Genomic DNA, 14,247 nt, shown 5'->3' on the forward strand with positions numbered 1-14,247 from the left:
GTGCGACGTGATGCCGCCGGCGCCCCGCCCCGCCGCCCGCCATGTGCTCTGGCACTGGGCGACCCCGCAGGCCGAGGCCGTCCTCGCCAGCCGCGACCTGGGGACGATCCTGCGGTTCCACCGGGCCGTGCACCGACTCACCCAGACCGAGCTCGGCGAGGCCCTGGGCTACGACAAGACGTACGTCTCGGCCCTGGAGCTCGGCAAACGCCCGCTGGAAGACGTCGGCTCCCGCCGCCGTATCGCGGAACGGCTCGGCCTGCCGCCGCACGTCCTCGGCGTGACCGACGTCGCCGACACCGACCACCGGGCCATGGTGCAGTTCGGTGAGTCGACCGTCCGGCTCGCCGAGATCGCCCGCCAGTCCGGCCACGCCTCCGAAGCCGTCGCCGAACTCTGGCCGCTCGTCGCACGCCTGGAAGCCCGCGTCGAAGACGGGCACAGCGAACGTGACGTCGTACGGCTCCTCGCCCGCGCCCGCGTCGGCCTCGGAGTCGCCCTCGGCAACGTGCTCCCCGAAGAGCGCCTGGCCACTGCGGCGCGCTGGACCGCCCGCAGCCTGGAAGCGGCCCGCCACCTCGGCGACGACCCGGCGCTGCTCTCCGGCATCCTGCGCATGCATGGCAACGAACTGCGCAAGGCCCGTCTCACCGGCGCCGCTGTCGAACGCCTGCGCCACGCAGCCGCCATCGCGCCCACTTCCGACGACCGCGCTGCCGTCCTGCCGCTCCTGGCCCGTGCCGCCGGCGCTCTCGGCGACCAGGAGCTGTTCGACACGGTGATGCGCGAGACCGACAGCCTTCTCGACGGGGCTGCGCACACCTCGTTGTTCAATCCCTACTCGCTCCACGAGATCCGCCTGCGCGGGCTCCTGGCCACGGGCCGTGCACCGGCAGCGATACGGCTTGTCGAGGAACGGCCGGCGCTCACGACCAGGGTGGCGCCGCAGTGGCGGGTGATCGAGCTGGTCACCGTCGCCCAGGTCCGTCTCATCGGCGGGGACCGGGCGGGGGCGGCCGAGGCCCTGGACGTGGCGCTGGGCGAAGCGGTGGTCCAGCGGCTGCCGCACCAGTTGCAGCGCATGATGCGCGCCGCCGGTCAGCGGCTGCCGGACATCCGGGCCGCCGCGGGTGAGGCGCTGGACCGGATGCGACAGGAGATGGCCGCGTAGGACCGCGGCCGCGAGCCCGCTCACTGGGTCTGCCCGGGGCCGAGATCGGGGAACGGGACCGCGCGGGCGAGGTCGTAGTAGACCTCGAAGTCGTGGGCGGGCCAGGTCGTCGCATCGCCGTGCGCTTTCCGGTAACGGGCCCCGACGGGGGATTCGGCGGGGATCTCGAGCTTCTGGTCCGGGTGGGCGGCGGGTCCGGACATGGCCGTGCCAGGAAAAACGGGCATGGGGAGGCTCCAGCCTGAGCGGTCTGCGCGTTGTGTACGGGGGATGGAAAGCGTTGCCCAAAACCGGGGAGAATCATGGTCGTTGGGCCATGTGCCTGGGCACGGATACTGCACTTCGCCGCCTCGTCGGTGAAAGCAGCGGATGCGTACGGTCCCCGGGTGTACGCATCAACGGCGTGGACGATTGAGGAGACGCGATGCCGCAGCCGCCGAAGCCACTGAACCCGACCGGTTCGGTCAGAGAACGGTTCGGTGCCCACCTCCGCCACTGGCGCATGGTCCGGGACCTGTCACAGACCCAGCTCGGCGCCCTGGTTCACGTCAGCGGCAATCAGATCGGCAAGATCGAAAAGGGTGAGCGGATATGCCGGGTACAGCTGGCGCGTCTTCTCGACGCCGCGCTCGACACAGGCGGAATCCTGGAGTGGATGTGTCCCTACGTCGAAGCCGAAGCGGACAACGGCCGGCGCGATGCGTACAAGACCAAGGACGGGACAGACTCCGGCCGTATGGGTGTTCCCGAGGCGGTCATGCTGTCACTCGACGATGACACGCTGAGTGACAACTGGAGTGACGTGCGACGCCGTTCCTTCCTCACCGCTGGGGGTGCGACCGCGATAGCGGCCTCTCCCTTCTCCCACCTGCTCGCCCCCACCGAGCCCGCGCAGCTCCCGGCCGTCGTACGCCTCCAGGACATCGAGCAGATCCAGGACGCCGCGAACGTGGTCTCCGGCTGGGACAACGCCTACGGCGGGGGCGGCATCGTCCGCCAAGTGGCCACGGCACAGCTGAAATGGGCCTCTGCCCTCCTCGAGTGCCGCTGCCCGGAGGAGATCCGGCCTCAGCTGTTCGCCGCCGCCGCGCGGCTGGGCATGGTCGTCGGCGCCACCGACTTCGATGCGTACGCCCACGACGACGCCCGCCGCGTGTTCGCCTTCGCCGCCGCCTGCGCCGAGGAAGCCGGGGAATGGCACCTGCGTGCGAAGATCTACAGCTTCCGGGCCCGGCAGGCCATCTGGCTCGGCGACGGAGACACCGGCTTGACCCATGCCGAGCTCGGCCTCGCCCGCTCCGACCGGCTGACCGCCACCGAGCACGCCATGCTCCACACCGCCCGGGCCCGCGCCTACGCCAAGCTCGGCGAGACCGAGGCCGCGCTCAAGGCGATCGGTCAAGCCGACGACGCCTTCGCCTGCCGCGACCCCGCCGTCGACCCTGCGTGGATGGCCTACTACGACGAAGCCCAGCACCAGGGCGACACCGGCCACGCCCTGTACGACCTGGCCCTCGCAGGCCACCACCATCCGGCGGCCGTGGAACGCTTCAACGCCGCCGTGAAGCTCCACACGGATGCCTATGTACGGTCACGGGCCATGTCCCGGACGAAGCTCGCCGCCCTGCACATGGCCGTCGGGGATCCGCGTGAGGCCGTCGCCATGGGAGTGCTGGCCCTTGAGGATGTCGGGCAGATGCGTTCCCGTCGGGCGGCGGACGGGCTGCGCGAACTCGCGACCCTCGGATACCGACACCGCGCCATCCCGGAGGTCACGGAGCTTCGTGAGCGCATCAAGAAAACGATCAACGCGTGAGCACCGTGGCCGCACAGTCCCGCGGTGTCCTCAGAGCCGCCTGCCGCCAGGTCGGACTCCCTGATGAAGGGGCCCAGCCGATACGAATCGCCGGTAATGCGATCTGGCGGCTCCCAGGTGGGATCGTCGCCCGCATCGGTCGCCCCGATGGCCGGGAGATCGCGGAACGAGAACTGGCCGTGGCGCGCTGGCTCACCGACAACGGCGTCCGCACCGTCCGTCCGGCGATCGCCGACCGCCCCGTCCTCGTCGACGGTCGGCCGGTGACGTTCTGGGACGAGCTCCCACCTCATCGGCCGGGGACCGCCGCTGACGTCGCCCGGCTGCTGAAGCAGATACATCAGCTCACCCCGCCGGCCTCCCTCACCCTGCCGCCGCTCGAACCCCTCACCAAGCCCATGCGCCGTATCGCCGAGGCCGGCCTCCTCACCACCGATGACCGCCGCTGGCTCCAGGACCACGCCGGCCAGCTCGCCGCTGACTTCGCCGGCCTCCCGGCCGGCCTGCCGCTGTGCGCTCTGCACGGCGACGCCTGGGACGGCAACGTCGCCGTCGATGCCGACGGCGCCGCCTACCTCCTCGACCTGGAGAACACCTGCTACGGACCACCGGAATGGGACCTCGTCTCCACTGCGGTGAAGCACCTCACGACCGCCACCGTCACGGCAGCCGCATACGAGGACTTCTGCTCGACTTACGGCATGGACGTCACCTCATGGCCCGGGTATCCGGTCCTGGCGGGCATCCGGGAACTGCGCATGGTCACCTTCGCCCTCCAGATCGCCGACGAACACCCACATGCCCGCGCCGAGGCACAACACCGGGTCGACTGCCTGCGCGGCCGAAAGGGCCCACGCCCGTGGACCTGGACGGCAGTACCGTGATCCGGCAGGGCCGATGTGAGCCGGGGCAGGCGGGGGGGGGGCTCTGCCGTTGAGGGCAGACGCCCGTGGGGGTGGGCGCCTTGCTGGAGACCTAACGACATCGGTCACTCGGGTGCCAAGGCCACCTGGCACAACCTCGAAAGCCCGGGCCGCGCCCGGTAAGGACAGGTGCCTGGCGGCAGTGCCGCTTCGCCCGCAGAGACCGGCGTCCGGGAACAGGGCTGACCGGCCCATGCCGTGACCGTCCTGAGGAGGGAGGATGGGAAGAGAGTCGGCGTCGCTGCCGGAAACTCGCCGGAAGGGAGATTTCCATGACCGCAGCTCCCATCCTGGACAGCGCCCGAGTGGCGGAGCTCGTCGGTGAGGCGGTGACCGCGCCCTCGATGCACAACGCGCAGCCATGGCGTTTTCGCTATTCGCGAGGAGATGGAACATTCCGCCTGTATGCGGACCCCGAGCGGAACATGCCGCACTCCGACCCCGACGGCAGGGCCCTGCATATCGGCTGCGGAGCCGCCTTGTTCAACCTGCGCGTCGCACTCGCGGCGGCCGGCCTCCACGCAGATGCCGTGCTTTTGCCCGATGCGGAGGACGCCACTTTGCTGGCCTCGGTACGCACGACGGCTTCGGACGGCGGTGACGATACGGGGCTGAGATTGTTGGAGCCAGCGGTCCGGCAACGGCATACCAGCCGGTACCCGTTTGCCGAGGAGGCGATTCCCGAGAATGTGCGTACTGCCTTGATCGACGCAGCTCAACAGGAGGGCGCCGTTCTGTCCTTTCCCGAATCCTGGCAGGCGCGGTGGATGGAGGAGCTCGCCGAGGAAGCCGAGGCGCGCAATCTCACCGACCGTGGCAGTGAGCAGGACCTCGCCCGGTGGACGCGGATCGGCGCTGACGGGGCCGACACGGCGACCGACGGCGTTCCGGAGTACGCCTTCGGGCCCCGCAAGCATGGTGGGCGCGCGCCGATGCGGGACTTCTCCGGCGGGCAACCGGTGGCCGACCGGGGTACGACACCCTTCGAGGGCACCCCGCACCTCGCCGTCGTGAGTACTGATGATGATCAGCCGGTGCAATGGCTGCGTGCGGGTCAGGCCATGGAGCGTGTGCTGCTTCTCGCCACTCTCCAGGGCCTGGCCACCTCGTTCTCCACCCAGGCCCTGGAGTGGCCGGACCTGCGCTGGCCGCTGCGTGATCCTGTGACCGGGACGGGGTGTGTGCAGATGATCCTGCGCCTCGGATACGGACCGCAAGGCCCCGCTACTCCGCGTCGCCCTGTGCGTGAGGTCCTGGCCATCGAGGACTAAGCCCCGCGGCCGCGCTGGGCCCGACAGCTCCGGTGGCCGCCCCGTCCGGGTGGATCCAGGCTGGAGATGGCGAGTCGCACACCGGGCCCGCTGACGCGAAAGGGCAAGTGACGGAGGTGGCCGTCATGGATCAGGCGCCGATCACGGTGGGGCTCGACGGTTCCCCCGAGAGCCTGGCTGCCGCTTTGTGGGCGTCGGACGAGGCCGAGCGCCGAGGACTCGGGCTGCGCCTTCTGCATGCGTGGATACTGCTGGCGGGCGAGCCCTCGACGGGGCTGCCGCCGGGCGAGGACCAGAATTACTGGGCGAAGCGCATCGTGCGTGCTGCTGCGACAGCCGTGTACGAGCGGCACCACGACCTCTCCGTGACCGAGGACCTGGTGGCGGAAGAGCCCGAGACCGCCCTGCTGCGGGCGGCCGAGGAATCGACGATGGTGGTGCTGGGCTCCCGCGGGCTGGACCGCCTGGCGAGCTTCTTCCTGGGCGACATCAGCCTCCAGGTCGCGGGGAGGGCCGAGCGGCCGGTGGTCCTGGTCCGGGCGACCGGAACCGGTGGACAGCCGGCACCTACCGCCGGCGGTGCCGACGTGGTCGCCGGCGTCAGCCTGCACGGTCCGTGCGACAGCGTGCTGGAATTCGCCTTCGAGACCGCTGCGGCACGTGACGCGTCGCTCCGGGTCCTCCACGGGTGTCCGTTGCCGGTGCAGGCGTACGCACCGTGGGGAGTCGATCCCGACGTGGCGGGCGAGATCAGCAAGGAGGCCGAGGAGAGGCTCTCAGCTGCCGTACGGCCGTGGCGCGATCGCTATCCCCGAGTTGCGGTGGCCAGCACGGTGAGGCTGGGCAGTGCCGCCCGCGCTGCTCTGGAGGCCGCGGACGGCGCCGCTCTGCTGGTGGTCGGCAGGCGTCGGCATCACCCGCCGGTGGCGCCACGCCTCGGGAACGTGGCCCAGGCGTGCGTGCACCATGCGGCCTGCCCGGTCGCCGTGGTGCCGCACGACTGAGGCCGTGCTGATGACGAGGCCCCCGGTCACGGGGGAGGCAGGCCACCGCGCCGGCGGCCGCGTTGACGGCGGGCCGCCGCGGCGCCCGGCTCCTTGAGCAGAGCGGAAGCGAGGCCGTTGATGGGGGAGTGGACCTGGGGGTACGAGGGGTACGACCCGGCGACGGAGCCGTTGCGGGAGGCGCTCCACACGCTCGGCAACGGCTACTTCGCCACCCGGGGCGCCGCCCCCGAGAGCCGGGGCGGGCTGGTCCACTGCCCGGGAACGTACGTCGCCGGATGCTACGACCGGCTCGTCTCGTCGGTCGCGGGCCGGCAGGTCGAGAACGAGGACATCGTCAACCTGCCGAACTGGCTGCTCCTGCGCTTCCGGCTGCTGTCCGACGACGGCTCGGCGGGCCCGTGGTTCACACCCGACACCTGCGAGGTCGCGGACTACCGGCAGGTGCTCGACATCCGTCAGGGAACGCTGACCCGGACCTTCCGATATCGGGCCGGCGGCGGCCGGATGGTGCGGGTGGAGCAGTGCCGGCTGGTCCACATGGGGGAGCCACACCTCGCGGCATTGCGGACGGTCTTCACGGCCGAGGGCCGGACCGGACGGATCGAGGTGGAAGCCGGACTGGACGGGAACGTGGTCAACGCCAACGTGCACCGCTACAAGGCCCTCGAACGCCGCCACCTGACCGGCGTTCAGGTCGGCGTAGTGGAGCCGGGGACCGTATGGCTGCGCTGCCGTACGAGGACGTCCGACATCGGTGTCGGTATGGCCCAGCGTGTGGACGTCGACGGTCTGGCACCGGCGCCGGTCTCGCTCACGGCGGCGGGCCACCAGGCAGCGCACCGCTTCGCGTTCGTCCTGCCGGAGGACGAGCCCGTGACGGTGACCAAGACCGTCGCGCTGCACACGTCCCGGGACACCGCCATCGGTGATCCCGTCGGTGCCGCCGTGGAACGCGTCGCCGACGCACCGGACTTCACCGAGCTGCTGCGCTCGCATGCTGTCGTGTGGGAACAGCTGTGGGGGCAGGCGGAGCTCGACGTCCCCGGTGAGGCGGGCCGGGTGCTGCGCCTGCACCTCTTCCATGTCCTGCAGACCCTCTCCCCGCACACCGCCGACCTGGACGTGGGCGTGCCGGCACGCGGGCTGCACGGGGAGGCGTACCGGGGACACGTCTTCTGGGACGAGCTGTTCGTCCTGCCCTACCTCGACCTGCACTTCCCCGAGGTCTCCCGGGCCCTGCTGAACTACCGCCACCGCCGTCTGCCGCAGGCCGTGCGGGCGGCCCGGCAGGCGGGCCGGGCCGGCGCCATGTACCCGTGGCAGAGCGGCAGTAACGGCCGCGAGGAGAGCCAGCTGCTGCACCTCAACCCGCGCTCCGGCCGCTGGCTGCCCGACCACAGCCGGCTCCAGCGGCATGTGGGCTCGGCGGTCGCGTACAACGTGTGGCAGTACTGTCAGGCCACCTGCGATACGGAGTATCTGTACGGCAGGGGCGCGGACATGCTGCTGGAGATCGCCCGGTTCTGGGCGAGCAGCGCCGTCCTCGACCCCGCGAGTGGCCAGTACCACATCCGGGGAGTCGTCGGCCCGGACGAGTACCACGATGCCTACCCCGGCGCCGTCCGGCCCGGCATCGACGACAACGCGTACACCAACATCACCGCCGCCTGGGTCCTCACCCGTGCCCTCGACCTGACACGCAGCCTGCCGGCCCGGCGTCGGCAGCAGCTCCTCGAACGCGGCCGTCTCGACCTCGGTCAACTTCCGCTGTGGGAGGACGTCTCCCGGCGCCTGGTCGTGCCGTTCCACCAGGACGTCATCAGCCAGTTCGACGGCTACGGCGACCTGGCTGAACTGGACTGGAAGCGCTACCGGGAACGCTACGGCGACATCCGCAGGCTGGACCGCATCCTCGAAGCGGAAGGCGACACGGTCAACCGGTACCAGGTCTCCAAGCAGGCAGACGTGCTGATGCTCGGCTACCTCTTCTCACCGAAGGAGCTCGCATCACTGTTCGAGCGCCTTGGCTACGGGCTCACGGACGAGCTGTGGCAGCGCACCGTCGACCACTACCTGCGGCGCACCAGCCACGGCTCCACCCTCAGCGAGGTCGTCCACAGCTGGGTGCTGGCCCGCGCCCGCCGCGGCGACGCCTGGCGGTACTTCCACAAGGCACTCGAAAGCGACGTTGCCGACCTCCAGGGCGGCACCACGCCCGAGGGCATCCACCTCGGTGCCATGGCCGGCACCCTCGATCTCGTTCAGCGCGGCCTGACGGGATTGGAAACCCGCGAGGACGCCTTGTGGCTGGACCCGGTGGAGCTGCCGGAACTTTCGGAGTTCGGCTTCACCCTGCGCTACCGCGGGCACTGGGGCATCGGCGTACGCGTGCGGAGCGACGAGCTGACGGTCAGCGTGCCGGACTCGGAGGAGTCGGCGGTCAGGATCGTCCTGCCGGGCCGCTCGCTCACCGTCTCTCCGGGTGACTGCACATCACTGAAACTGGCCGGAACGAAGAGCGGTTGACCGTCTCACCCGGTATGGATGGTGCGCCCCGTCACCTGCCCGGGCCGGATACGGACCCACAAGTCTCGCTTCCCACCGGCCCAGGGCTGGGCGCCCGGCTGGGTGGCGAGGTCCTCGGCCGTGCCGGCGTCGGTGATGCGCTCGGCTGTTCCCGTGATGAGGACGCTCCAGCCGCGGCTGAGCTGTTCGTCGATGTGATCGACCTCGAAGGCGAGCTGATCCCCGTCGCCCGGAGCCGCGGAGCCTTCCGGATCCGTCCGGTAGACGACGCTGTGACCGTCGACCAGGAAGTTCACGGGCAGCACGACCGGGGCCTCCCCGGTCGACAGGCCGACCCTGCCAATGCCGTGGGTGCCGAGCCGTCGCCAGCACTCGTCCTCGGGCAGCCGGGCCAGCAGGGGATGGGGGACGGCCCCTCGCCGACCGGGCGCGGCTTCCCGTGGGCCCCCGACGAGCTCGTCGTAGGGCATCTCCAGGGCGGCGGCGAGCCGCATGAGCGCAGCGGGGTCGAAATCGCCGCTGAACGTCTCCAGCTGGTTCAGGTAGGCCGACGACATGCCGGCGCGGTGTGCCAGCTCCTCGCGGGTCAGCCCGAGCTGCCGGCGCCGGACGGTGCAGCGCGCGGCCACCGTGTCCTCGTGCTCCTCTGGCGGTGGTCCCCCGGGGCCGCCCGGAGCCGGCCCGTCGGTGTGCATCTTTTGACCTCCTGGGGCTCCTGAGCCGTCCCCGCCTCCCAGGGGATCAGAGGCCGGGCAGTCATGCCAGCTCTGCACCGCCGATCGGGAGGGTAGGGGCAGGGAGCCTCGTGTGGAGGTCAGCCAGTGGAGGTATCAAGGTGGAGGTCGACATCGACGACGCCTTCCACGGCCCTCACCAGGCGGGCTACAAGTGGGGCAATCGTCGCGTCGGGCAGCCGGCCCGAGAGAGCGACGACACCTTCCTCCACCCGGACTTCGACGCTGGGGCGCCGGTGTGGGAAGAGGTGGGCCACGATCTCGTCGCGGACCTCTTCGGCAATGTCCTCGTCGCTGCGGAGGTAGATCTTGAGGATGTCGGCCCGGCTGACGATGCCGACCAGCTTGCCTTCGGCGTCGACTACGGGCAGGCGCTTTACGCCCTTGAGGGCCATCGTGCGGGCGGCTTCGGCGATGGTGGCGTCGGCGTGCACAGTGATGGCCGGGGTGCTCATCAGGTCCTCCGCCGTCCTCGCCCCGGCTTTCGCCAGTTCCGCGAGTTCCTCGGGACGGGCGGCGTCCGGCGGTTCGCGGCCCTTGTACTCCTCCTTTGCCAGGAGGTCCGCCTCGGAGACGACGCCGATGACCCGGCCTTCGCCCGCCAGGACGGGCATGGCGCTGACCTTCCACTCCGCGAGCGTTTTGGCGATTTCCTTGTAGGACGCCGTTTGGCTGACGGCCACGACGGTGTGGCTCATCACGTCGTCTACGGTGCGCCGCGTGTCACGCACGGCTGTCACCTTCCGGGAAGCCACCTCCGGTGTCGTCGCCCGTATAGGTCAGGCGCTGGTGGACCGAGACAACACCGTCGACGGAGCGGCACAGACGTTCGATGAGCGGGATCGTGCTGCGGGCCTCGACGTTGCCGGTCAGGGTGACCTGTCCTTCGGACACCTCGACTCTCACGGCCGAGGGCGCCAGGCCCACGGTGTGTTCCAGCAGGTCGCGCTCGATCTCGGAGCGGATGGCAGAGTCGTCACGCAGGAAGACCCGCAGGACGTCCGCGCGGCTGACGATGCCGACGAGCTTGTCGGTTTCGTCGACCACAGGCAGACGCTTGACGTTCTGCGTGGCCATCAGCCGGGCGGTCTCCACCACGTTCCACTCCGGCCGGGCGCACACCGCGGGGGCGGACATCAGCTCCTCGGCTCGGGCGCCCTCGGCCTTGGCCCGTTCCCAGGCCTCGAGGTTCGGTACGGGGACGTGGCCGAAGGGGTCGGGCTGATCGGCCGCCTTGCGCATGAGATCGGCCTCGGAGACGACCCCCACCACCCGGCCGTTCGGGTCGACGACCGGCACGGCGGTCACGTCGTTCTCGGCGAGCTCCTTGACGATCTCCTTGAACGGCGTGTCCGGACGCACCCGCACCACGTTGCGGGTCATGAGCTCGTCGACCGTGCGGTGCTGCAACATGATCCTCGGGTCCCTTCCGGAACGTGCAAGATGCCCCTGTCTATGTGTTTATGTCAGCTGTGCGGTACCACCGCCACCGGACAGCCGGTGTGGTGGACCGCGGCGTGTGTCACCGGGCCAATATGGGCACCGAAGGCCGGCCGGTGCATACGGCGGCCGACAACCAGCAGCTGAGCGTCCTTGCCTGCCTCGACCACACGCTGGGCGGCCGGCCCGGCCGTCAGCCACTCCTCCACCTCGACGTCAGGCCACCGCTCCCGCCACGAGGTCAGCAAGCCGGTGAGAAAGCTCCCATCAGATTCGCCCTCGTTTTCGTCACCGATCGCCGCCTCCGGCCGCCGGACGTGGACCACACGCAGCACGGCGCCGCCGGCCGCCGCGGCCGGGAAGACGAACTCCAGCAGCGGATCGTACGAACCGTCCCGCCCGACCCCGACGACGATGGGGCCGTCGGCCCCGGCCGCGGGCGGCTCCCATCCGGCACGGACCAGCACCACTGGTACGGCCGCATGGGCGATCACCGCCAGGCTCACCGAACCCAGCAGCCAGCCCTCGAATCCGCCCAGCCCGCGCGACCCCAGCACCAGCAGCTCGGCCTCCCGGGCCGCATCGAGCAGGGCCTTCGCCGGCAGCTCGTCGACCTCCTCGGCATCGACCCGCAGGCCCGGACGAGCCGAGGTCAGCCCTTGCAGGGCCCCCTCAATCCGGCTCCGCGCCCACTCCTGCTGGGCGGAAACACCGGCGGAGAACTGCTGGTTGCTCGTCCTCCACTCCAGCGCGTGCAGGATGCGAAGGGCAGTGCCCCGCGTCACTGCCTCACGCGCGGCCCACGTCACGGCGCTCAGGCTCTCGTCCGAACCGTCAACGCCCACGACAACCGGTCGTACCACGGCGACCACCTCTCATGCCTGCTCGGCTTCCGCCACGTGCCGCTTCACCGGAACGAAGCTGTCGGGGGCCACCGAGATGGAGTCGATCCCCGCCCTGACCAGGAACGCGGCGAAATCCGGGTCGTCGCTCGGCCGCTGGCCGCACAATCCGACGGGGCGGCCTGCGGCGTGGGCGGCCGAGATCAGGGTCTCGATGCTTCGCGTCACGGCGCGATCCGTCTCGTCGAAGACGCCGGCCAGCTCGGCCGAGTCACGGTCGACACCCAAGGTGAGCTGGGTGAGGTCGTTGCTGCCGATGGAGAAGCCGTCGAAGCGCTCGGCGAAGTCGCGAGCCAGGAGGATGTTGGAGGGGATCTCCGCCATGACGTACACCTGAAGCCCGTGTTCCCTGCGCCGCAGCCCTTCCTGCCCCATGACCTCCAGGACGCGGTCCGCCTCGGCCAAGGTGCGGCAGAAAGGAATCATCACCACGACGTTCGTCAGGCCGAACTCCTCGCGCACCCGCCGGATCGCCCGGCACTCGAGTGCGAAGCCGTCGCGGTAGCCCTCGCTGTAGTAGCGGCTCGCACCCCGCCACCCGATCATCGGGTTCGCCTCGGCCGGCTCGAAGGGACGACCGCCGACCAGCTTCGCGTACTCGTTGGTCTTGAAGTCGCTGGTGCGCAGGATCACCGGGGCCGGCCAGCGCGAGGCGGCGATGGTGGCCACTCCCCGCGCGAGGCGGTCGACGAAGTACTCGGTGCGGTCGGCGTACCCGCCGGTCAGCTCGTCGACGGCTCGCCGCTCCTTGGCGGAGAGCCGGTCGGGCCGGAGCAGTGCCATGGGGTGGACCTTGACCTGGTGGGCCACCATGAACTCCATACGGGCCAGCCCGACGCCGTCCGCCGGCAGCTGCCACCAGCGGAAGGCCGCGGCCGGGTCGGCGAGGTTCAGCATCACCCGCGTACGCGTCGGGGGTAGTCCGGTCAGGCCGACGTCTTCCTCCTCGTAGCCGACCAGGCCCGTGTAGATGTGGCCCTCCGAGCCCTCGGCGCAGGAGACGGTGACGGGGTGGCCATCGGCCAGGACGGCCGTGGCGTTGCCGGTGCCGACGACCGCTGGGACGCCGAGTTCACGGCTGACGATGGCGGCGTGCGAGGTGCGCCCGCCGTGGTCGGTGACGATGGCCGCCGCCCGCTTCATCAGGGGCTCCCAGTCGGGGTCGGTCACGGAGGTCACCAGCACGGAGCCGGTGGGGAAGCGATCCAGCCCCACGGGGGACGCGAGCGCGCACACCGGGCCGGCGCCCACCGCCTCGCCCACGGCCACGCCGGTGGCCAGGCACTCGCCGGTGCCGGTGAGCCGGTAGCGACGCAGCACAGCCGAAGTGCGCCGGGACCGTACCGTCTCGGGGCGGGCCTGGACGACGAACATCTCGCCGGTGCGGCCGTCCTTCGCCCACTCCAGGTCCATGGGGGTGCCGTAGTGCCGCCCCACCGCCAACGCCCACTCGGCGAGGCGCCGCGCCTCGCCGTCGTCGAGCACGCGCGCCGTACGTTCCGCGGGGGCGGTGTCCACCGTGCGGGTGAGTCCGCCCTCGGCATAGACGACCTTGGCGTGCTTGCCGCCGGTCGCCACCCGGATGACCGGGTTCAGGGCCGGGTCCTTGAGCAGCGGCTTGAAGACCACGTACTCGTCGGGGTCGACCTGCCCGCTCACCACGCTCTCGCCGAGCCCCCACGCCGCGTTGATCACTACGGCCTCGGGGAATCCGGTCTCGGTGTCGAGGGTGAACATCACCCCCGCGCCGCCGAGGTCGGAGCGGACCATCAGCTGCACGCCCACCGACAGGGCCACGGACAGCTGGTCGAACCCCATGCGCTCCCGGTAGTCGATCGCCCGGTCCGTGAACAGGGAGGCGTAGCAGCGGTGACAGGCGTCCAGCAGCGCCTCCGGGCCACGGACGTTGAGGAAGGTCTCCTGCTGCCCGGCGAAGCTCGCCTCGGGCAGGTCCTCGGCGGTCGCGCTGCTGCGCACGGCGACATCGGGATCGGTACGCCCGGCCTCGTGAGCGAGCCGGGCGTACGCCTGAGTGATCTCTTCTTGCAGGGCCGCCGGCAGGGGCGTGGCCAGGATGCCGGCGCGGATCGCAGCTCCTACGTCCGAGAGCGCGTCCCCTGCCGCCAAGCGGGCCAGGTGCCCGGCGATCCGGTCGCCCACGGCATCGGCCCGCAGGAACTCGCGGTAGGCGTCGGCGGTGGTGGCGAAGCCGTCGGGCACGTTCACCTCGGCGGGAGAGAGGTGCCGGATGAGCTCGCCCAGTGAGGCGTTCTTGCCGCCCACCACGGACACGTCCGAGCGACCGAGCTCGGAGAAGGGGATGACGCGTCCGCCGATGGACATCGCGCTCCTAGTCAGGTGCGGGCGCCGCCCAGTTCTTGGGCGGCGACGCTGACGGGAGGGCCCATCCGCTTCTCGCGGATCCGGATTGCGCGGTGCACGGCCGCGAGCCGCTTC

General features: G+C 70.8%; 12 protein-coding genes. 6 read left to right on the forward strand and 6 right to left on the reverse strand.

The annotated features are described in order from the left end of the window. Positions 1–10: 10 nt before the first annotated feature. Positions 11–1,171 (forward strand): helix-turn-helix domain-containing protein, encoded by a 1,161-nt coding sequence (locus tag ACFZCD_RS19725; RefSeq protein WP_391832497.1) that lies wholly within the window; start codon positions 11–13, stop codon positions 1,169–1,171. Between the two features lie 20 nt (positions 1,172–1,191). Here the strand turns inward: ACFZCD_RS19725 and ACFZCD_RS19730 are convergent, their stop codons facing one another. Continuing rightward, entirely contained in the window at positions 1,192–1,398 is a 207-nt protein-coding gene (locus tag ACFZCD_RS19730) for a hypothetical protein (RefSeq protein WP_391832499.1), read from the reverse strand. A gap of 197 nt (positions 1,399–1,595) precedes the next feature. Between ACFZCD_RS19730 and ACFZCD_RS19735 the strand changes: the two genes are divergently transcribed. The 5 genes from ACFZCD_RS19735 to ACFZCD_RS19755 all read left to right on the forward strand — a co-directional run bounded on the left by ACFZCD_RS19735 (position 1,596) and on the right by ACFZCD_RS19755 (position 8,714). Continuing rightward, the gene (locus ACFZCD_RS19735; protein ID WP_391832501.1) at positions 1,596–2,987 is read left to right on the forward strand and encodes a helix-turn-helix transcriptional regulator; all 1,392 of its coding nucleotides are present in this window, start codon (positions 1,596–1,598) and stop codon (positions 2,985–2,987) included. After that, positions 2,984–3,871: a phosphotransferase enzyme family protein gene (locus tag ACFZCD_RS19740; RefSeq protein WP_391832503.1), complete on the forward strand. Its 888-nt coding sequence runs from the start codon at positions 2,984–2,986 to the stop codon at positions 3,869–3,871. The genes ACFZCD_RS19735 and ACFZCD_RS19740 overlap by 4 nt, the downstream gene beginning before the upstream one ends. Positions 3,872–4,182: 311 nt before the next feature. Next, a complete protein-coding gene (locus tag ACFZCD_RS19745; RefSeq protein WP_391832505.1) occupies positions 4,183–5,181 on the forward strand; it encodes an Acg family FMN-binding oxidoreductase in 999 nt (332 codons plus the stop codon). Positions 5,182–5,306: 125 nt separating this feature from the next. After that, positions 5,307–6,185: a universal stress protein gene (locus ACFZCD_RS19750; protein WP_391832507.1), complete on the forward strand. Its 879-nt coding sequence runs from the start codon at positions 5,307–5,309 to the stop codon at positions 6,183–6,185. A gap of 120 nt (positions 6,186–6,305) precedes the next feature. Continuing rightward, entirely contained in the window at positions 6,306–8,714 is a 2,409-nt protein-coding gene (locus ACFZCD_RS19755; protein WP_391832509.1) for a glycoside hydrolase family 65 protein, read from the forward strand. 5 nt (positions 8,715–8,719) lie between these two features. Here ACFZCD_RS19755 and ACFZCD_RS19760 read toward each other — a convergent pair whose 3' ends face one another. The 5 genes from ACFZCD_RS19760 to ppsA all read right to left on the reverse strand — a co-directional run bounded on the left by ACFZCD_RS19760 (position 8,720) and on the right by ppsA (position 14,133). After that, the gene (locus ACFZCD_RS19760; RefSeq protein WP_391832511.1) at positions 8,720–9,409 is read right to left on the reverse strand and encodes a helix-turn-helix domain-containing protein; all 690 of its coding nucleotides are present in this window, start codon (positions 9,407–9,409) and stop codon (positions 8,720–8,722) included. Positions 9,410–9,528: 119 nt separating this feature from the next. After that, on the reverse strand, positions 9,529–10,179 hold the full coding sequence (locus tag ACFZCD_RS19765; protein ID WP_391832513.1) for a CBS domain-containing protein: 651 nt from the start codon (positions 10,177–10,179) through the stop codon (positions 9,529–9,531). Then, positions 10,172–10,858 carry a CBS domain-containing protein gene (locus ACFZCD_RS19770; RefSeq protein WP_391833108.1) on the reverse strand — a complete coding sequence of 229 codons (687 nt, stop codon included), beginning with the start codon at positions 10,856–10,858 and terminating at the stop codon, positions 10,172–10,174. Before ACFZCD_RS19770 ends, ACFZCD_RS19765 begins: the two co-directional genes overlap by 8 nt. A gap of 56 nt (positions 10,859–10,914) precedes the next feature. Continuing rightward, the gene (locus tag ACFZCD_RS19775; RefSeq protein ID WP_391832515.1) at positions 10,915–11,733 is read right to left on the reverse strand and encodes a universal stress protein; all 819 of its coding nucleotides are present in this window, start codon (positions 11,731–11,733) and stop codon (positions 10,915–10,917) included. Positions 11,734–11,763: 30 nt separating this feature from the next. Further along, positions 11,764–14,133, reverse strand: coding sequence for a phosphoenolpyruvate synthase (gene ppsA / locus ACFZCD_RS19780; protein ID WP_391832517.1), 2,370 nt, complete (start codon positions 14,131–14,133; stop codon positions 11,764–11,766). Between the last annotated feature and the right edge of the window lie 114 nt (positions 14,134–14,247).

Origin of the sequence: Streptomyces sp. NPDC008001, from assembly GCF_042958085.1 — a bacterium.
Classification (GTDB): domain Bacteria; phylum Actinomycetota; class Actinomycetes; order Streptomycetales; family Streptomycetaceae; genus Streptomyces.